This window comes from Streptosporangium oxazolinicum, assembly GCF_039537505.1.
GTDB classification, from domain to species: domain Bacteria; phylum Actinomycetota; class Actinomycetes; order Streptosporangiales; family Streptosporangiaceae; genus Streptosporangium; species Streptosporangium oxazolinicum.
Window position 1 is genome coordinate 22,182 of the sequence record NZ_BAABAQ010000002.1, and the last position, 20,440, is coordinate 42,621.

The 20,440-nt window shown below is 70.3% G+C and carries 19 protein-coding genes; 3 read left to right on the forward strand and 16 right to left on the reverse strand.

What is annotated here, in order from left to right; translation table 11 throughout:
• Positions 1 to 70: 70 nt before the first annotated feature.
• The 12 genes from rplT to ABD817_RS05545 all read right to left on the reverse strand — a co-directional run bounded on the left by rplT (position 71) and on the right by ABD817_RS05545 (position 10,295).
• Entirely contained in the window at positions 71 to 454 is a 384-nt protein-coding gene (gene rplT / locus ABD817_RS05490; RefSeq protein WP_012892552.1) for a 50S ribosomal protein L20, read from the reverse strand.
• Positions 455 to 478: 24 nt separating this feature from the next.
• A complete protein-coding gene (rpmI, locus tag ABD817_RS05495; protein WP_030920046.1) occupies positions 479 to 673 on the reverse strand; it encodes a 50S ribosomal protein L35 in 195 nt (64 codons plus the stop codon).
• 130 nt (positions 674 to 803) lie between these two features.
• Positions 804 to 1,586 carry a translation initiation factor IF-3 gene (gene infC, locus ABD817_RS05500; RefSeq protein WP_425583265.1) on the reverse strand — a complete coding sequence of 261 codons (783 nt, stop codon included), beginning with the start codon at positions 1,584 to 1,586 and terminating at the stop codon, positions 804 to 806.
• Between the two features lie 182 nt (positions 1,587 to 1,768).
• Positions 1,769 to 2,593, reverse strand: coding sequence for a shikimate dehydrogenase (locus ABD817_RS05505; RefSeq protein ID WP_344917184.1), 825 nt, complete (start codon positions 2,591 to 2,593; stop codon positions 1,769 to 1,771).
• On the reverse strand, positions 2,590 to 3,759 hold the full coding sequence (mltG, locus tag ABD817_RS05510; RefSeq protein ID WP_344915659.1) for an endolytic transglycosylase MltG: 1,170 nt from the start codon (positions 3,757 to 3,759) through the stop codon (positions 2,590 to 2,592). Before mltG ends, ABD817_RS05505 begins: the two co-directional genes overlap by 4 nt.
• Positions 3,760 to 3,922: 163 nt before the next feature.
• Complete coding sequence (locus ABD817_RS05515; protein ID WP_344917186.1) at positions 3,923 to 4,453, reverse strand: endolytic transglycosylase MltG; 531 nt, start codon at positions 4,451 to 4,453, stop codon at positions 3,923 to 3,925.
• A 14-nt stretch (positions 4,454 to 4,467) separates the two neighbouring features.
• Positions 4,468 to 4,968, reverse strand: coding sequence for a Holliday junction resolvase RuvX (gene ruvX, locus ABD817_RS05520; RefSeq protein ID WP_344915661.1), 501 nt, complete (start codon positions 4,966 to 4,968; stop codon positions 4,468 to 4,470).
• 52 nt (positions 4,969 to 5,020) lie between these two features.
• Positions 5,021 to 7,690: an alanine--tRNA ligase gene (gene alaS / locus ABD817_RS05525; protein WP_344915663.1), complete on the reverse strand. Its 2,670-nt coding sequence runs from the start codon at positions 7,688 to 7,690 to the stop codon at positions 5,021 to 5,023.
• Between the two features lies 1 nt (position 7,691).
• Positions 7,692 to 7,946 carry a hypothetical protein gene (locus ABD817_RS05530; RefSeq protein ID WP_344915665.1) on the reverse strand — a complete coding sequence of 85 codons (255 nt, stop codon included), beginning with the start codon at positions 7,944 to 7,946 and terminating at the stop codon, positions 7,692 to 7,694.
• The gene (locus ABD817_RS05535) at positions 7,943 to 8,335 is read right to left on the reverse strand and encodes a DUF948 domain-containing protein (protein ID WP_344915667.1); all 393 of its coding nucleotides are present in this window, start codon (positions 8,333 to 8,335) and stop codon (positions 7,943 to 7,945) included. The genes ABD817_RS05530 and ABD817_RS05535 overlap by 4 nt, the downstream gene beginning before the upstream one ends.
• 132 nt (positions 8,336 to 8,467) lie before the next feature.
• Positions 8,468 to 9,778, reverse strand: a complete 1,311-nt coding sequence (locus ABD817_RS05540; RefSeq protein ID WP_344915669.1) for a replication-associated recombination protein A — start codon at positions 9,776 to 9,778, stop codon at positions 8,468 to 8,470.
• Between the two features lie 58 nt (positions 9,779 to 9,836).
• A complete protein-coding gene (locus ABD817_RS05545) occupies positions 9,837 to 10,295 on the reverse strand; it encodes a hypothetical protein (protein WP_344915671.1) in 459 nt (152 codons plus the stop codon).
• 199 nt (positions 10,296 to 10,494) lie between these two features.
• Here ABD817_RS05545 and ABD817_RS05550 point away from each other — a divergent pair, with 199 nt between their 5' ends.
• Positions 10,495 to 11,382, forward strand: a complete 888-nt coding sequence (locus tag ABD817_RS05550; RefSeq protein ID WP_344915673.1) for a peptidylprolyl isomerase — start codon at positions 10,495 to 10,497, stop codon at positions 11,380 to 11,382.
• A 426-nt stretch (positions 11,383 to 11,808) separates the two neighbouring features.
• Here the strand turns inward: ABD817_RS05550 and aspS are convergent, their stop codons facing one another.
• From aspS to ABD817_RS05565, 3 genes are read right to left on the reverse strand one after another with little or no spacing between them, the layout of a single operon-like run.
• The gene (gene aspS, locus ABD817_RS05555) at positions 11,809 to 13,545 is read right to left on the reverse strand and encodes an aspartate--tRNA ligase (RefSeq protein WP_344915675.1); all 1,737 of its coding nucleotides are present in this window, start codon (positions 13,543 to 13,545) and stop codon (positions 11,809 to 11,811) included.
• Positions 13,542 to 14,807: a histidine--tRNA ligase gene (gene hisS, locus ABD817_RS05560; protein WP_344915677.1), complete on the reverse strand. Its 1,266-nt coding sequence runs from the start codon at positions 14,805 to 14,807 to the stop codon at positions 13,542 to 13,544. Before hisS ends, aspS begins: the two co-directional genes overlap by 4 nt.
• Before the next feature lie 3 nt (positions 14,808 to 14,810).
• On the reverse strand, positions 14,811 to 15,542 hold the full coding sequence (locus tag ABD817_RS05565; RefSeq protein WP_344915679.1) for an MBL fold metallo-hydrolase: 732 nt from the start codon (positions 15,540 to 15,542) through the stop codon (positions 14,811 to 14,813).
• A 147-nt stretch (positions 15,543 to 15,689) separates the two neighbouring features.
• On the opposite strand from ABD817_RS05565, the gene ABD817_RS05570 reads away from it, so the two are divergent.
• Together ABD817_RS05570 and ABD817_RS05575 are read left to right on the forward strand one after the other, a co-directional pair.
• Positions 15,690 to 16,550, forward strand: coding sequence for a peptidylprolyl isomerase (locus ABD817_RS05570; RefSeq protein WP_344915681.1), 861 nt, complete (start codon positions 15,690 to 15,692; stop codon positions 16,548 to 16,550).
• Positions 16,551 to 16,615: 65 nt separating this feature from the next.
• The gene (locus ABD817_RS05575; RefSeq protein ID WP_344915682.1) at positions 16,616 to 17,845 is read left to right on the forward strand and encodes a DUF349 domain-containing protein; all 1,230 of its coding nucleotides are present in this window, start codon (positions 16,616 to 16,618) and stop codon (positions 17,843 to 17,845) included.
• 261 nt (positions 17,846 to 18,106) lie between these two features.
• On the opposite strand, the gene ABD817_RS05580 is transcribed toward ABD817_RS05575, so the two are convergent.
• Positions 18,107 to 20,302 carry a RelA/SpoT family protein gene (locus ABD817_RS05580; protein ID WP_344915683.1) on the reverse strand — a complete coding sequence of 732 codons (2,196 nt, stop codon included), beginning with the start codon at positions 20,300 to 20,302 and terminating at the stop codon, positions 18,107 to 18,109.
• Positions 20,303 to 20,440: the final 138 nt, after the last annotated feature.

The window sequence follows — 20,440 nt, forward strand, 5'->3', positions numbered from 1 at the left end:
CCGTCCCCCAAGAATGCGCATGCGGCCCGCAGCGTGATCGCTGCGGGCCGCACGGTCGTCAGTGCCTCGCTCAGCCGGCGACCGGCGCGTTCACGTCGGCCGGGAGCGCCTTCTTGGCGGCCTCGACCAGCGTCGCGAACGTGGCGGCGTCGTTGACCGCGAGGTCGGCGAGGATCTTACGGTCGACCTCGATGGAGGCGAGCCGCAGGCCCTGGATGAGCCTGTTGTAGGTGATGCCGTTCTGGCGGGCAGCGGCGTTGATGCGCTGGATCCAGAGACGGCGGAAGGTGCCCTTGCGGTCCTTGCGGTCGCGGTAGGCGTACGTCATCGAGTGGAGCATCTGCTCCTTGGCCTTGCGGTACAGCCTGGATCGCTGACCCCGGTAGCCCTTCGCCCGCTCGAGAACGACCTTGCGCTTCTTCTTGGCGTTGATCGCCCGCTTCACGCGTGCCATGTGTATCTATCTCCCCGGGGGCGGTTACTTAGCGAGCAGCTTCTTGATCTTCTTGGAGTCGGCGTCGGAGAGCACGACCTCGGGCTTGAGACGACGCGTCAAGGTGGACGGCTTGTGCTCGTTGTAGTGCGCACGGTTGGCGCGGCGGCGCACAAGCTTGCCGGAACCCGTGAGCCTGAACCGCTTCTTCGCACCGCTGTGCGTCTTCATCTTCGGCATCTCAGCCGTCTCTCCCTCGATCGTGCCGATGTCCCGGGCCGGTAACCCAAGTCAAGGGCGTGCCTGACTACGAGACCGGACCCGGTCTCGGACTGATCTCGCGACTACCTGACGATCCAGGCTATGCGAGTTACTCCTGAGGAGCCGCCACCGCTCCGCTGACGGACACCTCGTCGTTGACGCGCGTCTCGTCGGCGGCCGAAGAGGCGTCCCCCGAGGGGTTCTCGTCATGCCGTGCCTTGGCCGCCGCCTTCTCGGCCTTGGCCTCGGCCTTCTTCTTGTGCGGCCCGATCACCATGATCATGTTTCGACCGTCCTGCTTGGGCTGGGACTCGACGAAGCCGAGCTCCGTCACGTCCTCCGCCAGCCGCTGCAGGAGCCGGAAGCCCAGCTCGGGCCGGGACTGCTCCCGGCCGCGGAACATGATGGTGACCTTGACCTTGTCGCCGGCCTTGAGGAACCGCACCACGTGACCCTTCTTGGTCTCGTAGTCGTGCGGGTCGATCTTCGGCCGAAGCTTGATCTCCTTGATGATGGTGTACGCCTGGTTACGGCGCGCCTCACGTGCCTTCATCGCGGACTCGTACTTGAACTTGCCGTAGTCCATGAGCTTGCACACTGGCGGGCGAGCCGTTGCCGCGACCTCGACCAGGTCGAGGTCGGCTTCTTGAGCCAGCTTCAAGGCATCGCCGATGGAGACGATGCCCACCTGTTCGCCGTTCGGGCCGACGAGGCGGACCTCGGGCACGCGAATGCGGTCATTGATGCGGGGCTCGGCGCTGATGGGGCCTCCTAGGTTGCGATCCGCGGCCATCCGAGAGGAGGCCGCAACATGCTCGATCGTGCCGGGAGGTCGTAGAACGCACGTCCCGTTGAGGACGTTCGAACGCAAGATGCCCCGCACGTCACGCATGCGGGGCCACATGAACTCGAAGGCTTCACGCCGTAAGCTCTCCGGAGATTTACCCCGGTTGTGATCCTGACCTGTCAGCCTTGTGGCCGACGAGGTGGGAGGACGACCTCCGCTTGCGCGTCCAGCAGGCACGCCGGACCGATCGAGTCGTTACTCTACCACAACAGCGCGCTCACGCAGAATCATCCCGCCGGGGCGGCACGCCTGACGATCTCGGCCTTTCCCGCCGCGCGCATCGCCTCCACCGGCACGTCCGCGCGGCCGGTCATCATCTCGACCTGCCGGACGGCCTGGTGCAGGAGCATCGGGAAGCCGCCGACGACGACCCCGCCCCGCTCGGCCACGGCGGCGGCCGGCCGGGTGGGCCAGGGCGCGTAGACCACGTCGAAGAGGGCGGGCACCCCCGCCAGCGTCCCGGCGAAGGCGTCGGCCGCGCCGGCGGGCAGGGTCGAGACGACCAGGTCGACCTCCAGCGCGGTGTCGAGCTTGTCGAGGGTCCGCACCGACAGGTCCATGCCCAGCCGCTCGGCGACCTGCGCGGTCTCCCCCGCCCTGGCGGGGTCGCGGACCACGAGGATCGCCTCGTCGAGGCCCAGCTCGCGCAGGGCGGCGAGCGCGGAGGCCGCCGTCGCGCCGCCGCCGAGGACGGTCGCCGCCCGGGGCGGGGCCACGCCCGCTTCGGCGAGCGCCTGGACGATGCCGTACACGTCGGTGTTGTCCCCGTGCCGGGCGCCGTCGCGCAGGGTCACGGTGTTGGCGCCGCCCACCTGGACCGCGAGCTCCGAGACGGTGTCGAGCAGCGGCAGCACGGCCCGCTTGAGCGGCATCGTGAGCGAGAGTCCCGCCCAGTCGCCGTCCAGCCCGGCGAGGAGGCCGGGGAGCCCGGCCTCGTCGCACTCGATCGCCTCGTAACGCCAGTCGTGCAGTCCCATGCCCTCGTGGGCGGCGCGGTGCAGGTGCGGGGAGAGCGAGTGGACGATCGGCGACCCGAGGACCGCCGCCCTCAGCACCCGTTCACCTTGTTGCTCTCGTACTCGGCCTTGATCACGTTGAACTCGGACTCCAGCTTGACGAACTTGGTGATGCCCTTGGCCGGACAGGTGGTCACGAAGTAGAGCCAGTCGCCCTTGGTGGGATTGAGCGCCGCCTGGATGGCGTCGTCACCCGGGTTGGCGATCGGGCCGGGAGGCAGGCCCTCGAACTTGTAGGTGTTGTAGCGCGAGGTGCTCTCAAGGTCCTTGCTGGACGACTCGATGCCGTACTTGTTCAGCCCGTACATCACCGTGCTGTCCATCCGCAGATGCATGGGCAGGTCGAGCCGGTTGTAGACGACGCGGGCCACCTTGCCCATGTCCTCCTTGGTGCCGGACTCCGCCTGGACGATGCTGGCGATCGTCATGATCTCGTGCGGGGTGTGCCCGAGGGCCTTCGCCTTGCCCTGGAGGTCGTCCTTGTCGGCGGTCTGGTTGAAGCGGTCGACCATCCTGGTGAGGATCTCCGAGGCCGACATCTTGGGCGTGATCTCGTAGGTGGCCGGGAAGGCGTAGCCCTCCAGCCTGCTCTTGGCGTAGGGGGGAAGGCCGAGCTCGCGGACGTTCCTGGCGGCCTGCTGGAACTCCCGCAGCGGCTTGCCCGTCTTCTCGGAGAGCTGCTTGAGGGTGTCGACCAGGCGCAGCCCCTCCTTGAGGGTGACCCTCTCCAGCAGCCGCTTGTCCGGGTCGAGGAGCTTGACGGCCTCCGCGGCCGCCATCTGCTTGCGCATGGTGTACTCGCCCGGCTGCAGGGAGGAGCTCTTGCCCGCCTCGGCGATGGCGTTGACGAAGGCCTTGACGCTTTTCACCACGTCCTGGTCCTGCAGGGTCTGGGCGACGTCGGAGGCGTTCTGGCCGTCCTTGATCTCCACGACGACCTCGCCGGACCCCTGGCCGGTGTAGTCGTCGGGGGTCATCACGTCGCGGACCCAGGTGTAGCCGTAGAAGCCGGCGGCGCCGATGCCGCCGAGCAGGACGATGATCGCGAGCATGGGGGCGAGGAAGCCGCCCCGGTTGCGGCGGCGCTTCCTGCGGCGGCCGCGCCGGCCTCCGGAGTCGCGGCCTGAAGACGTGTTGGATCCTCGGCGCGACCGACCTTCGTCGTCGGAGCCGACCAGGAAGTCCATATCGAGATCGTTCATAGAGACGTTGGCCAATCTCCCGCTAGAGACGGCCTGGCGTCAAGCGGGTGTGCCGAACCGAAGGAGAGCACCCGGCCAGACGTCCCGGTGCTCCGGGAGCCGTCGTCTGATCCGCGGGTGCGGGTCGCCGCCTGCGGCGGAACGGGGGGTATTCCGCCGGGCATCAACGCTTCCCGAGGTGTATGTTCAGCTCTTCCCGGTATCTCACAAACTCACTCTCTTTGTCAGTGAATTTCGTGATTCTATGCTCCGGATTGGTAGTGACAAACCAGAACCAATCACCTTGATCTGGCTGGAGTGCCGTGATCAATACCTGCTCCCCGGGATTCGCGATGGTTTTTGGCGGCAGGCCGGGTGTGAAGAAGGTGTCGCGCGGGGACCTCACCTCGGCGCCCTTCTCCGAAACCTCCGGGGTATCGAGCCCCCGCGTGTACGGCACCGCGGTGTCCGGCCGGAGCCGCGTCCGGGGCCCGAGCCGGTCGTAGATCATTCTAGCGATCTTCGGATGGCCCGGATCCCGCCCGCCCTCCGCCTGGACGATGCCCGTCACCATGGCGGCTTCCAAGGGCGACGATCCTTTCTTAGTGGTCCGTTCCCTCAGTTTTAGCCGATGCGCCACTTGTTTGTAACGTTCCATCATCACGGCGAAAGCACCCGGAGCGGTCACGGAGGTCCCGGCCACCGGCGGCCGCATCGGCCGCGGGCGGCTCACCGGACGGTCCCGTCCCCCGGCCCCTCGACGTTTCCTCCGCCCGGGGAAGACCCGGCGGGGACGCCGGGGGGCCTGCCGGTGGCGCGTTCGGCGTCCAGCGCGGCCTGGAGCAGCACGATGGCCGCCGCCTGGTCCACCACGCCGCGCTGGTTCTTCGCCTTCACCCCGCTGGCCCGCAGGCCCTGCTGGGCGGTGACGGTGGTCAGCCGCTCGTCGAACAGCCGCACCGGGACGGGCGCCAGCCGCAGCGAGATCCGGTCCGCGAAGTCGCGGGCGGTCTGCGCCGCCTGCCCCTCCCGCCCGGAGAGCGAGGTCGGCAGGCCGACCACCACCTCGACGACCTCGTACTCGGCCGCGATCTCCGCGAGCCGGTCAAGGTCGCCCTTACCGCGCCGGACGGTCTCCACCGGCGTGGCCAGCAATCCCGAGGGGTCGCTGCGGGCCACGCCGATGCGGACCGAGCCGACGTCGACGCCCAGCCGAACGCCGTTTCTCATCGTTTCCGTCCCCATCCCGGTGCCGGACGCGGCGCGGGGGCGTCGTTCTCCATCAGGTGAGCGTCTGCTCGATCGCCTGCTCGACGGCGGCGAGCGCCTCACCGATCGCCTCGGGACGCACACCGCCTCCCTGGGCGACGTCGTCCTTGCCGCCGCCGCCACCTCCGAGCGCCTTCGCGGCGACGCCGACCAGACGGCCCGCCTTCAGGCCGCGACCGCGTCCCGCCTCGCTGACCGCGGCCACGACGACCGGCCGGTCAGCGGGGACACCGGCGACGACGACCACCGCGGCGCGATCGCCCGGGAAGCGGCCACGCACGTCGAGCGCGAGCCTGCGCAGGTCGTCGGGAGAGGTCCCATCGGGCGCGCGGTGCGTCACGACGGAGACTCCCCGCAGGTCACGGGCACTTTCCGCCATCTGGCCCGCACCCGCGAGCACCTGGGCCGAGCGCAGCGCGCCCAGCTCCTTCTCCGCCGAGCGCAACCGGCTGACGATGCCCTCGATGCGCTCGGGCAGCTCCTCCCTGCGGGCCTTGAGCTGCTCCGACAGCTGGGCGACGAGCACGCTCTCCCTGGCCAGGAAGCGGAAGGCGTCGAGACCGACCAGGGCCTCCACGCGGCGCACGCCCGCGCCGATCGAGGCCTCGCCCAGCACCTTGACCAGGCCCAGCTGCCCGGAGCTGGCGACGTGGGTGCCGCCGCAGAGCTCGCGGGAGTATTCGCCGACCTCGACGATGCGGACGGTGTCGCCGTACTTCTCACCGAACAGGGCGAGCGCGCCCATGGCACGGGCCTCCGCCTGGGAGGTGTGGAAGGCGTTGACCCGCAGGTCGTTGATGAGGACGGCGTTGACCTCGTCCTCGACGTCGCGCAGCACGCTGGGCGGCACGGCGCCCGCGGCGGTGAAGTCGAAGCGGAAGCGGCCCGGGGAGTTCTCAGAACCGGCCTGCGCCGCGGTCTCGCCCAGCGCGTTGCGGAAACCGCGGTGCACCAGGTGGGTGGCGGTGTGGCTGCGGGAGATGGCCCGGCGCCGCTCGACGTCGATCTCCGCCTGGGCCTGGTCGCCCACCCGGATCTCGCCGGAGCGGACCTTGCCCCGGTGCACGACGACGCCGGAGACCGGGGACTGCACGTCCACGATCTCCACCTCGGCCTCGCCGGTGCGGATGACGCCCTGGTCGGACAGCTGGCCGCCGCCCTCGGCGTAGAACGGGGTGCGGCCCAGCACGACCTCCACCGACGTACCCGCGCCCGCCGCGGGGACCGAGACGCCGTCGACGAGCAGGCCGACGACCTCGGCCTCGGCCGTCACGTGGTCGTAGCCCAGGAACTCGACCTTGCCGGTCTTCTCCAGGAGCGTGCCGAAGATCGAGATGTCGGCGTTGCCGGTCTTCTTGGCGGCGGCGTCGGCCTTGGCCCGGTCGCGCTGTTCCTTCATCAGCCGGCGGAAGCCCTCCTCGTCGACCTGCAGCCCCTGCTCGGAGGCCATCTCCAGGGTGAGGTCGATCGGGAAGCCGTAGGTGTCGTGGAGCTGGAAGGCCTGGTCGGCGGCGAGCGTGGCCCGCCCCTTGCGCTTGGTCTCCTCGGCCGCCACGTCGAAGATCGCGGTACCGGTGCGGAGGGTGCCGAGGAAGGAGGCCTCCTCGGCGTCGATGACGCCGTGGATCTGCGGGGCGTCGGCCTTGAGCTCGGCGTACTGCTCGCCCATCACCTCGACGGTCACCGCGGTGAGCTCGTGCATGTAGCGCTCCTCGCCCGCGCCCAGCAGGCGCAGGTTGCGGATGGCGCGGCGCAGGATGCGGCGGAGCACGTAGCCCCTGCCCTCGTTGGAGGGCAGCACCCCGTCGGCGACGAGCATCACGCCGGTCCTGACGTGGTCGGCGACGACCCGCAGCGACACGTCGGCGCGCTCGTCGCGGCCGTAACGCGTCTTGGTGAGGTCGGCGGCCCGGTCGAGGATCTTGTACGTGGTGTCGATCTCGTAGATGTTGTCGACGCCCTGCAGGATCGCCGCCATGCGCTCCAGGCCCATGCCCGTGTCGACGCTCTTGGCGGGCAGCTCACCGGCGATGTCGAAGTCGATCTTCGTGCGGACCGCGCTGAGCTGGTACTGCATGAAGACGTTGTTCCACACCTCGAGGTAGCGGTTCTCGTCGGCGATCGGGCCGCCCTCGCGCCCGTACTCGGGACCGCGGTCGTAGTAGATCTCGCTGCACGGGCCGCCGGGACCGGGCACGCCCATGTGCCAGTAGTTGTCGGCCAGGTCGCGGCGCTGGATGCGCTCCTGCGGCACCCCCGCCTTGCGCCAGATGTCGGCGGCCTCGTCGTCGTCGAGGTAGACGGTGGCCCAGAGGCGGTCCTCGGGGAAGCCGAACCCGCCCTCGGACTCGGGCCTGGTCAGCAGCTCCCAGGCGAACGGGATCGCCTGCTCCTTGAAGTAGTCGCCGAAGGAGAAGTTTCCGAGCATCTGGAAGAAGCTGGCGTGCCTGGTCGTCTTGCCGACCTCGTCGATGTCGAGGGTCCGCACGACCTTCTGCGCGCTGGCGGCCCGCTTGTAGGGCGGCTTCTGCTGGCCCAGGAAGTAGGGCTTGAAGGGCACCATGCCCGCGTTGACCAGAAGCAGCGTCGGGTCCTCGGCGATGAGGCTGGCCGAGGGCACGACGGTGTGCCCACGCTCCTCGAAGAAGCGCAGGAAGCGGCGGGCGATCTCTGCCGACTCCATGTCAGCGGCCATCCTTTACGTTGGAGTGATAGGGGTTTTCCACGGTGTCGAGCCCGAACCTGGACCGCAACTCGATTTCCCGCTCGGCCGCGCCCCGCAGGGCCTCCCCGGCGAGGTCGCGTGCCTGGTCCAGGACCCCGGTGGCGTTGTGCACGGCCCTTCGGGCCAGGTGGTTCGGATGCAGTGACTGAAGCTTACGCATCACCCACACCGCGCCGAACGCGCCCAGCCCCATGTAGAACAGCCTGCGGATCATCGCGGGCGCCTCTCCAGCGCCACGGCGGCGGGCCTGGCGCGCCTGCGGCCCCCCAGGGCCCTGCGGACGCCGTGGGTGAGGGCCGCGACCTTGATCATCGGCCCGGTGACCAGGCTCTGGGTGACGTCGCTGACCTTGGCCACGTGCCCGCTGACCTGCTTGACGTCCTTGGTGATGGCCTCGATCGCGACCAGCTGCCGGTTGGTCTCGCCGACGGCGGCCGACACGTCCTCCAGCAGCGGCACGACGCGGTCGCCCAGCTGGGAGACCATCTTGGTGGTCTCGGTGAGCAGCCGGGCCAGCCTGACCATGACGACGGCCATGAAGGAGACCAGGATCGCCCAGGCCATCGCGGCGATCAGCCCCGCGACCTCTCCTGCGGTAAGCATGTGCGGACCCGCTCCCCTCATAGGTTCATAGGTGGCCCCGGCCATGGTCGGGCGGATTGGCGAAACCCTATCGTGCCCGATACCGCTCATCCCCGCTTACCGCGCGCCCCCGGGGGTGGGCCTCGCGGGAGGCTACTCCCCGCGCAGGAAGGCGCGAATCCTGGACCAGCGGTCGGCGAAGCCCGCCTCGGCGCCGTGGCGGGTGGGCTGGTAGTAGCGCCGGTCCCTCAGCTCCTCGGGGGCGTACTCCTGGCGTACCAGGCCGTGCTCGAACTCGTGGGGGTAGCGATAGCCCTTGCCGTGGCCGAGCTGCTTGGCCCCGGCGTAGTGGGCGTCGCGCAGATGGTTGGGGACGTGGCCGATGTCGCCGCGCCGTACGTCCTCGGCGGCCGCGCCGATGGCGTTGATCACCGCGTTGGACTTGGGGGCCAGCGCGCAGTGGATGACGGCCTGGGCCAGGTTGAGCCGTCCCTCGGGCAGGCCGATGAACTCCACCGCCTGGGCGGCGGCCACCGCGACCTGAAGACAGGTGGGGTCGGCCATGCCGACGTCCTCGGAGGCGAAGATGACGATCCTGCGGGCGATGAACCGGGGGTCCTCCCCCGCCTCGATCATCCGGGCGAGGTAGTGCAGCGCGGCGTCGGCGTCGGAGCCCCGCATGCTCTTGATGAAACCGCTGATCACGTCGTAGTGCTGGTCGCCCTGGCGGTCGTAGCGCACGGCCGCCTTGTCGACCGCCCGCTCCACCACCTCCACGGTGACCTCGCCGTCGGCGATCAGCGCGGCGGCCTCCAGGTAGGTGAGCGACCTGCGGGCGTCGCCGCCGGCCAGCCGCACCAGGTGCTCGGCGGCCTCGGGCGCCAGGCGCACCTTCCCGTCCAGGCCGCGCGGGTCGGCGACGGCGCGCTCCAGCACCGCCCGGATGTCGTCCTCCGACAGCGACTCCAGGGTCAGCAGCAGCGAGCGCGACAGCAGGGGCGAGATGACGGAGAAGAAGGGGTTCTCGGTGGTGGCGCCGATGAAGGTGACCCAGCGGTTCTCCACGGCGGGCAGCAGGGCGTCCTGCTGCGCCTTGTTGAAGCGGTGCACCTCGTCGACGAACAGGACGGTCTGGCGGCCGGACATGCCCAGCTCGCGCCGGGCCTGCTCGATGGCCGCGCGGACCTCCTTGACCCCCGCCGACACCGCGGAGACCTCCACGAAACGGCGCTTGGTGACACCCGCCACCACGTAGGCGAGGGTTGTCTTGCCGGTCCCCGGAGGGCCCCAGAGGAACAGCGACATGGGCGCCTCGGCCTCGACGAGGCGGCGCAGCGGCGTGCCGGGGCCCAGCAGGTGCCGCTGGCCGACCACCTCGTCCAGGCCCCGGGGGCGCATCCGCACCGCCAGGGGCTCCTGGCCGCGATGGGCCTCCTCCGCCGCCGAATCGAACAGGCTGTCCACGCCTGAGACAGTACCGCCGCCCGGCGGGGCCAGAAGCCCCTCCACGGGCCGGGCGGCCTCAGCTCCAGACCGCGACGGCGCCGCTGTGCCCGGCCCGCACCACGTAGTAGAGCGCCGCGACGGCCAGGACCACGGTCAGCGCCGAGACCGCGAGCTGGGCCGGGCGGCCGAACCTGTCGCCGCGCGTGACGTAGACGAGGGCGAGCGACAGCACCCCGAGGACGAAGGTGACGACCAGCAGCGGGGTGCCGAAGCCCGTGTGCTCGTCGATGAGCTCGCGGAGCTGCCCTTCTACGGAGGCGAAGCGGCCCTCCTCCAGCGCCTCCCCGCTCTCCTGCGCCACGAAGACGCTCACCGGCACGACCGGGGCGAGCCCGGCCACCGCCCAGGTGAGCACGGGCCGCGTGCGGGGCGCCAGCGCGTACGCGGCGGCGAGCACCGCGAGGAGCGGCGTCAGGACCACGGCCGCGTGCACGACCAGGGGATGGAGGGGCAGGCCGAGGATCTCGTCGAACATGGGGGCGCTCCGAAGGTGCGTGGTCCATCATCAGCAAGTACGGATCCCACCATGGGCGGGTTATGGAGAGCGTGAAGAGACTCGTCTTCCCCTCTGACCCCATCTGATGAATTCCGCCACTTACGTCCAGCACATGTTAGGGCCGGTACTCTTTTCGCCAGCCCGTAACCATGGAACAGCGATCTTGGAGGACATAGCGGTGAGCGCCGAGGACCGCCAGAGCCAGCTGGCTCGGGAACACAAAGAGCGGCAGGCGAAGCGTGCTGAGCAGGCGACCACGTCGAAGCGCAACGTCGTCATCGGAGCGGTCGCCGCGGTGGTCGTCGTCGCGGGAGGACTGTTCGCCGGGGTGACCCTCCTGGGGAACGACGGTGACGACCCGAACGCCAACGCCGCCGCCACCGGTTCGCCGTCCCCTTCGGAGACCCCCGCCGCGACGCCCGCGCCGAGCGTCACGACCGCTCCGGCCAACACGAAGTGCGCCTACCGCAAGGACACCAGCGGCAGCCCGGCGAAGAACGTGGGCACGCCGCCGACCAGGCCCAACCTGAAGCTGAAGACCATGACGATCGCCACCAACCACGGCAACGTCGTGATCGACCTGGCGACCGGGCAGGCCCCCTGCACGGTCAACTCCTTCGCCTTCCTGGCCAAGAAGCACTTCTTCGACAACACCAAGTGCCACCGCCTGGCCACCCCGGAGAACTCCGGCCTGAGCCTGCTGCAGTGCGGCGACCCGCAGGCCAAGGCCGACGGCAAGAACCCCACCGACGGCCAGGGCAGCTCGGGGTACGTCTACGACAGCGAGAACCTCGACGGGATCCCGTACACCAGGGGCACGGTCGCGGTGGCCCAGGCCGTCGACGCCGTCAACCAGAACGGCAGCCAGTTCTGGATCTCGCTGGGGGACGAGACCCAGCAGGTGGAGAAGGCCTACACGCCCTTCGGCGTCGTCTCCGAGGGCATGGAGATCCTCGACGAGATCTCCAAGGGCGGGTGGATCGCCAACCCCGACGACATCACCGGTGACGGCGGCTCCAACGCCCCCAAGATCCCGGTGATCATCAAGAGCGTGCGGCTCTCCTAACCGGACCCGCGGCGGTCCGCCGCCACAGGACGCCCCGGCGGTCGGACGACCGCCGGGGCGTTTCCACGTCCCGGCCCGACTTCCGGCCCCGTGTCCAGGCCCCGCGTCCCGGCGACGGGCACAGCCCCTCACCGCGGCCCTCCTCGCCCGCCCCGGGCACGCGGGGCCGTACGCGAACCGTCCTCGGCATACGGCCCGCGCGGACCTCAGCGCGGCCGTACGCGGCCCGTGGACGCTCGTCGCCCCCGTAAGCCGAAGAAGGCCCATCAGCCGCTCAGGAGGCTCCTGAGGCGCACGGAGAGCGCCACCGCGGCCCCGCCCCCGGCGGCCGGGCGGCCCCGGACGCGCCGAGGGCCCCCGGAACACCGTCCGGGGGCCCTCGTCACACCCTCGTCACACCCGCCCGCCTCCGGGGCGGGCACCGGGTCAGGCGTCGGTCTTGGGCCTGCCGTCGACGCCCGCCTCCTTGCGCTGCTCCACCGTGATCGGGGTGGGCGCGCCGGTCAGCGGGTCGAACCCGGAGGCCGTCTTCGGGAAGGCGATGACGTCGCGGATGGAGTCGGTGCCCGCCAGGAGCATGCAGATCCGGTCCCAGCCGTAGGCGATGCCGCCGTGCGGCGGCGGGCCGTACTTGAACGCCTCCAGCAGGAAGCCGAACTTGCTCTCCGCGTCCTCCTTGGAGATGCCCAGCACCTCGAAGACACGCTGCTGCATCTCGGCCCGGTGGATACGGATCGAGCCGCCGCCGATCTCCATCCCGTTGCAGACCATGTCGTAGGCGTAGGCCAGGGCCTCGCCGGGGTGGTCCTGGAAGGTGTCGGCCCACTCGGGCTTGGGACCGGTGAAGGGGTGGTGGACCGCGGTCCAGCCGCCCTCGCCGTCCTCCTCGAACATGGGGGCGTCGACGATCCACAGGAAGTTCCAGGCCGACTCGTCGATCAGGCCGCAGCGACGGCCGATCTCCAGGCGGGCCGCGCCGAGCAGGTCGCGGGAGGCGGAGGCCGCGCCGGCCGCGAAGAAGATCGCGTCCCCGGGTGCCGCGCCCACCTTGGCGGCCAGGCCGGCCGCCTCGGTCTCCGACAGGTTCTTGGCGACCGGCCCGCCGAGCGTGCCGTCCTCGCCCACCAGCACGTAGGCCAGGCCCCTGGCTCCGCGCGACTTGGCCCACTCCTGCCAGGCGTCCAGCTCCTTGCGGGTCTGCGAGGCACCGCCCGGCATGACCACGGCGCCCACGTACGGCGCCTGGAAGACGCGGAAGGTGGTGCCCGCGAAGAACTCCGTCATCTCGACGAGCTCCTGGCCGAAGCGCAGGTCCGGCTTGTCGGAGCCGTAGCGCGCCATGGCCTCCCGGTAGGTCATCCGGGGCAGGGGCGTCGGCAGGTCGTAGCCGACCGTCTCCTTCCAGACGCGGCCGACGAGCTCCTCGCCCAGGGCGATGACGTCGTCCTGGTCCACGAAGGACATCTCAACGTCGATCTGGGTGAACTCCGGCTGCCGGTCGGCGCGCAGGTCCTCGTCGCGGTAGCACTTGGCGAGCTGGTAGTAGCGCTCCAGCCCGGCGACCTGGAGGAGCTGCTTGAACAGCTGGGGCGACTGGGGCAGGGCGTACCAGCTGCCCGGCTGGAGCCGGACCGGGACCAGGAAGTCGCGGGCGCCCTCCGGGGTCGAGCGGGTCAGCGTCGGGGTCTCGACGTAGGTGAACCCCTGCTCGTTCATCACCTCGTGGGCGAGGTAGGTGGCCCGGGAGCGGACGCGCATGGCGTGCGCGACCTGCTGGCGGCGGATGTCGAGGTAGCGGTACTTCAGCCGCGCCTCCTCCGAGATGCCCGCGGTGCCCTCGATGGGGAACGGCAGCGGCGCGGACTCGCTGAGCACCTCCACCTCGGAGGCGACGACCTCGATCGCGCCGGTCGGCAGCTCGGGGTTCTCGTTGCCCTCGGGGCGGACCCGCACCTCTCCGACGACCTTCACGCAGTATTCGGCGCGCAGGCCGTGGGCGTCGTCCTCCTCGCGGAAGACCACCTGGGCCGAACCCGAGGCGTCACGCAGGTCGATGAAGACCACGCCACCGTGGTCGCGGCGTCGCGCCACCCACCCGGCGAGCGTCACCCGCTGCCCGGCGTGCTCCTCGCGCAGTGATCCCGCTTCGTGCGTGCGGATCATTTGTCCAGTCTCTCCTTCAACATCGTGACGATCCCATCGAGCGGTACGGCGGTCTGGTCCCCGCTGGCCAGGTCCTTGACCTGCGCGACCCCCGCGGCGAGGTCGCGCTCGCCGAGGATCACCGCGTAGCCGGCCCCCGAGCGGTCGGCGCCCTTCATCGCGCCCTTGACGCCCTTGCCGCCGAACGACATGTCGGCCGACAGGCCCGCCCGGCGCAGCTCGGTGACGAGCGAGAACATCCGGCGGCGCGCCTCCTCGCCCAGCGGCACACCGTACACCTGTACGCGAGCCTCGTCGCTTTCGTCCCCGAACAGGCCCTCGGCCTCCATGGCCAGGACCGTGCGGTCGACGCCCAGCGCCCAGCCGACGCTGGGCAGCGCGGGCCCGCCGAGCATCTCGCTCAGCCCGTCGTAGCGGCCCCCGCCGCCCACCGCGGACTGCGAGCCGAGCCCGTCGTGGACGAACTCGAACGTGGTGCGCGTGTAGTAGTCGAGGCCGCGGACCAGCCGGGGGTCGTCGGTGTAGGCCACGCCGGAGGCGGTCAGCAGCGAGCGGACCTCCTCGTGGTAGGCCTTGCACGCCCCGCACAGGTGGTCGACGACCAGCGGCGCGCCGGCCAGCAGGGCCTGCACCTCGGGGCGCTTGTCGTCGAGCACGCGCAACGGATTGATCTCGATTCGCGCGCGGGTGGGCTCGTCGAGGTCGAGGCCGCGCAGGAAGTCCTGGAGCGCGGCCCGGTAGACGGGACGGCACTCCTTGTCACCCAGCGTGTTGATCAGCAGCCGGACCCCGGTGAGCCCCAGGGCGGCGTAGCCGTCGACGGCCAGCAGGATCAGCTCGGCGTCCAGCGCCGGGTCCTCGGAGCCCAGCGCCTCGGCGCCGACCTGCCAGAAGTGGCGGTAGCGGCCCTTCTGGGCCCGCTCGTAGCGGAACTGGCTGCCCGAGTACCAGAGCTTCACGGGAAGCTGCCCGTTGTGCAGGCCGTGCTGGAGGACCGCCCGCACCACCGACGCGGTGCCCTCGGGGCGCAGCGTGATGGAGCGCCCGCCCTTGTCCTCGAAGGTGTACATCTCCTTGGAGACGATGTCGGTCGACTCGCCGACACCGCGGACGAACAGCGCGGTGTCCTCGAAGACCGGGGTCTCGATGTAGCCGTATCCCGCCCGGCGGGCGGGCGCGGTGAGCGCCTCGCGCACGGCGAGCGCCCGCTCGGAGCGCGGCGGAAGCCAGTCGAAGGTGCCCTTGGGCGCCTGCAAAGTCATTGTCTAAAGTCCCCTGCCGGGACCACGGTCGTGCCCGGCACCCGAGGGGGCCGCGGGATCCGCGCCCGCGGCCGCCTTCGCGAGATACGGGTTGGTGGCACGCTCGTGGCCGATCGTGGTCTGTGATCCGTGGCCGGGCAGGACCACCGTGTCCTCCGGCAGCGGCAGGCACTTGGCCGCCAGGCTGCGCAGGATGGTCGGGTAGTCGCCGCCCGGAAGGTCTGTGCGGCCGATGGAGCCGGCGAACAGCAGGTCGCCCGAGAACAGCACGTCCGGGATCTCCTCGGAGGCGGGCAGCCTGAACGTCACCGACCCCCTGGTATGACCGGGGGTGTGGTCGACGGTGAGCTCCAGGCCGGCCAGCCGCAGCACCTCGCCGTCGGCGAGCTCGCGCACGTCGTCGGGCTCGGTGAAGGTGAGCCCCCCGAACAGCTGCTGCCTCGCCGACAGCGGCAGCCCCTTGCCCGGATCGGACAGCAGGTCGCGGTCCTCCGGGTGGATCCACGCGGGGACGTCGCGCGCGCCGCAGACCGGGGCGACCGACCACATGTGATCGGCGTGCCCGTGGGTGACCAGCACCGCGACCGGCTTGAGCCGGTGCTCGCGCAGCAGGTCGTCGAGGTCGCCGACGGCGTTCTGACCGGGATCGACGACCACGCACTCCTCGCCCGCGGCGGGGGCGACGACGTAGCAGTTGGTCTGGAAGGACCCTGCGGGAAAGCCGGCGATGAGCATCTGCCTCAGCTGATCTCGTCAAGAATGCGGATGGGAATGTAACCGAAGGGTACCGGTGCGGGTCGGCGGGCTGCGAACCATTACCCATTGGCCGATACGATTCGCCCACCTCATTAAGTACTACTCGGCACTCGGGAGGGCGAAGCGGTGAGCGGCAAGGAGCGTCAGAAGCAGTTGGCGCGCGAGCACTACGAGCGGCAGACGCAGCGACGCGTCGAACGTGAGGCCAGGGCCAAGCGCAACGCGATCATCGGCAGCACCGTGGCCGGTGTGGTCGTCGTGGCGGGTGTGATCGCCGCGACGACGCTGTTCGGCGGCTCCGACACGACGGCGACCGCGACCACCGAACCGGCCCCGTCCGACAACGCCTCACCGGCCGCGTCGGCGGCCGAGGGAGCGCAGCCGAAGGCCTTCGACCCGGCCAGCGGCACCTGCGGCTACGCCGCGGAGGCCGGTGGCGGCCCGGCCAAGAACGTGGGCCTACCCCCGGAGAAGGTCGACCTGACGCCCAAGACGATGACCCTGAAGACCAACCAGGGCGACATCGTCATCGAGGTGTCGGCCGACAAGACACCGTGCACGGTCAACTCCTTCGCCTTCCTGGCGAAGAAGAAGTACTTCAACGGTTCCAAGTGTCACCGGCTGGGTTCCGACCAGTTCCCGATGCTGCAGTGTGGCGACCCGCTGGCCAAGGCCGACGGCAAGAACCCCACCGACGGCCAGGGCGGTCCCGGTTACCGTTTCGTGAACGAGAACCTGGAGGGCGCCAAGTACACCCGCGGCGTCGTGGCCATGGCCAACAGCGGCCCCGACACCAACGGCAGCCAGTTCTTCCTGGTGTACGGCGACACCCAGCTGCCGGCGGACTACACGCCGTTCGGTACGGTCACCAAGGGTCTGGAGATCCTCGACAAGGTGAACAAGGCCGGCTTCATCCCCCCGGGGGACGGCGGTACCGGGGCACCGAAGGAAACCGTCGAAATCAAAGACGTGACAATGTCCAGCTAGAGCTGACGTAATACATACAAGGGGCGGTAAGTCCCGAAAGGCTGATGAAAGTGCGGGAGGACACGGTGAGCACCGACCCGTGGGGCCGGGTAGACGACGACGGCACCGTCTACGTACGTACGGCTGAGGGAGAGCGGGCCGTCGGGTCCTGGAAGGCCGGCGAACCGGAAGAGGCACTCGCCTACTTCCATCGCAAGTTCGACGAGCTGGCCGGGCAGGTCGCCCTGCTGGAACAGCGGGTTCGCGGCACCGACCTGCCACCCGCCCAGGCCGAGGCGACGATCGTCAAGCTCCGTGAGGCGATCACCGACGCGCACGCGGTCGGCGATCTCGACGCGCTGCTGGGCCGCCTCAACGCCCTCACGGAGCTGGTCGCCCAGCGCCGGGAGGAGGTCAAGGCCGCGCGCGACGTGGCCAGGGCCGAGGCCAAGGGCGTCAAGGAGCGGATCGTCGCCGAGGCCGAGCGCATCGCCGACGACACGACCCACTGGAAGACCGGTGGCGAACGGCTGCGCCAGCTGATCGAGGAGTGGAAGGCCGCCGAGCGCATCGACCGGGTGACCGAGGCGGCGCTGTGGAAGCGCCTCTCGGCGGCCCGTACGGCCTTCGCCAAGCGGCGCAAGGCCTACTTCGCGGGGCTGGACGAGCAGCGCGAGGGCGTGCGTTCCGCCAAGGAGCGCATCGTGGCCGAGGCCGAGACGCTGGCCTCGTCCACCGACTGGGGCGCCACCGCGTCGGCCTACCGCGAGCTGATGCAGGAGTGGAAGACGGCCGGCAGGGCCTCCCGCGAGGTCGAGGACGAGCTCTGGGCCCGTTTCAAGGGCGCCCAGGACCAGTTCTTCCAGGCGCGTTCGGCCGTCTTCGCCGAGCGCGACGCCTCGCTGGCGGCCAACGCCGAGATCAAGGAGCAACTCCTGGTCGAGGCGGAGAAGATCCTTCCGGTCACCGACGCCCGCGCCGCCCGGAGCGCCCTGCGCAACCTCCTGGAGCGCTGGGAGGCCGCGGGCCCGGTTCCGCGCGAGCAGCGTGACCGCCTGGAGGGTGGCCTGCGCAAGATCGACGAGGCGGTCCGCAAGGCCGAGGAGACGGAGTGGAAGCGCTCCAACCCCGAGGCCAGGGCCCGCGCCCAGAACACGGTCGACCAGCTGCGCAAGTCGATCGCGCAGCTGGAGGGCCGCCTGGCCAAGGCCAGGGACGCGGGCAGGGACAAGGACGTCAAGGACGCCGAGGAGGCCCTGACCGCCCGCCGTTCCTGGCTGGAGGAGGCGGAGCGCACGCTCGCCGAGTTCTCCTGACCCCCGGCGCCGTCACCGGCTGACGCGCCCCTCAGGGCCGCGGGACCGCCCCACCACGGGACGGTCCCGCGGCCCTGACGCTTTGTGGCGGGGCGGGCGGAGGCGCGGGACGAAGAGGGCGGGAACCTCGGGGAGCAGTGCCGCTGACCCGAGAAGACGCGGGACGGACCACCCCGCCCGGCGCGGGACGGAGAGGGCGGGAACGTCGGGGACCGGCGCCGCCCGGCCCGGGAGGACGCGGGACGGAGAGGGGCGCGCCTTCTAGGAACCGGCGCCGCTGACCCGGTAGACGTCGTAGACGCCCTGGATGTTGCGGACGGCCTTCAGGACGTGGCCCAGGTGCTTGGGGTCGCCCATCTCGAAGGTGAACTTGCTGATCGCCACCCTGTCCCTGGACGTCGTCACCGACGCCGACAGGATGTTGACGTGCTGGTCGGAGAGGGTGCGGGTCACGTCGGAGAGCAGGCGGGGCCGGTCGAGCGCCTCGACCTGCAGCGCGACCAGGAACACCGAGTCGTCGGCGGCGGACCAGGCGACCTCGACCAGGCGGTCGGGCTCGGACTGGAGCTGGTCCATGTTGGGACAGTTGGTGCGGTGCACCGACACGCCGTGCCCCCGGGTGACGAACCCGACGATCTCGTCGCCCGGTACGGGCGTGCAACATCGCGAGAGGCGTACCCACACGTCGGAGTCGCCCGCGACGACCACTCCCGCGCCGCCGCTGCCGCGGGGGCGCCCGCGAAGCTTGGTCGGCACGGAGGTCTCGGCGATGTCCTCCTCGGCGCCCTCCACGCCCCCGATGGACGTCACGAGCTTCTGCACGACCGTCTGCGCGGCCACGTGGCCCTCACCGACGGCCGCGTAGAGCGCGGAGACGTCCGGGTAGCGCAGGTCCCTGGCGAGGGCCAGGAGGGACTCTCCGGACATCAGGCGCTGCAGCGGCAGGCCCTGCTTGCGCATGGCACGGCCGATCGCCTCCTTGCCCGCCTCGATCGCGGTCTCGCGGCGCTCCTTGGAGAACCACTGCCGGATCTTGTTGCGGGCCCGGCCGGACTTGACGAACTTCAGCCAGTCGCGGGAGGGGCCCGCGTCGGGCGACTTGGAGGTGAAGATCTCCACGGTGTCGCCGTTGCCCAGGCGTGACTCCAGGGGCACCAGGCGACCGTTGACCCTCGCCCCGATGCAGCGGTGGCCGACCTCCGTGTGCACGGCGTAGGCGAAGTCGACGGGCGTCGCGTTCTCCGGCAGGGCGATGACCTGGCCCCTGGGGGTGAAGACGTAGACCTCGGAGACCGACAGGTCGAACCTGAGCGACTCCAGGAACTCGCCGGGGTCGGCGGTCTCCTTCTGCCAGTCGAGGAGCTGGCGCAGCCACGCCATGTCGCTGGCGGGCTTCAGCTTCGCCCCCGGAGGACCCGAGGTGGTCATGTCCTCCTTGTACTTCCAGTGCGCCGCCACGCCGTACTCGGCCCTGTGGTGCATGCCGTGCGTGCGGATCTGCAGCTCCACCGGCTTGCCCTCGGGGCCGATGACCGTGGTGTGCAGCGACTGGTACATGTTGAACTTGGGCATCGCGATGTAGTCCTTGAACCGGCCGGGAACCGGGTTCCATCGCGCGTGGATCGTGCCGAGCGCCGCGTAGCAGTCGCGGACCGAGTCGACCAGCACCCGGATGCCCACCAGGTCGTAGATGTCGTCGAAGGCGACGTCCCTGGCGATCATCTTCTGGTAGACGGAGTAGTAGTGCTTGGGACGTCCCTTGACGGCCGCGCGGATCTTGGCGTCGCGCAGGTCGCCGGAGACCTTCTCGATGACCTCCTGCAGGAACAGGTCCCTGCGCGGGGCGCGCTCCGACACCATCCGGGCGATCTCGTCGTACCGCTTGGGGTAGAGCATGGCGAACGCGAGATCCTCCAGCTCCCACTTGATGGTGTTCATGCCCAGCCGGTGGGCGAGCGGCGCGAAGATCTCCAGCGTCTCCCGCGACTTCTGGTGCCGCTTGTGCTCGGGCAGGTAACGCATGGTGCGCATGTTGTGCAGCCGGTCGGCGAGCTTGATCACCAGCACCCGGATGTCGCGGGACATCGCCACGACCATCTTGCGCACGGTCTCGGCCTCGGCCGCGGCGCCGAACTTGACCTTGTCGAGCTTGGTGACGCCGTCGACCAGCAGCGCGATGTTGTCGCCGAAGTCCGAGCGCAGCTCGTCCAGCCCGTAGGCGGTGTCCTCGACGGTGTCGTGCAACAGCGCCGCGCACAGCGTCTCGTCGTCGGTGCCGAGCTCGGCCAGGATCGTGGCCACCGCCAGCGGGTGGGTGATGTAGGGGTCGCCGCTCTTACGCTTCTGGTCGCGGTGGTGGTAGGCCGCCACGTCGTAGGAGCGCTCGATGAGCCGAAGGTCCGCCTTCGGATGGGTCGCGCGGACCGTCCGGAACAGCGGCTCCAGAACCGGATTCATCCCGCCACCCCATGTCCCCCCAAAACGTGCGAGCCTTCGCCTTACCGCAGGCTTCTCCTCCGCGGTTCCGGACATGGCGGAACCGGCATCGCCTGCTGGGACGGCCGTCTCGGGACCGCCACCGTCGGCGGTCGCGTC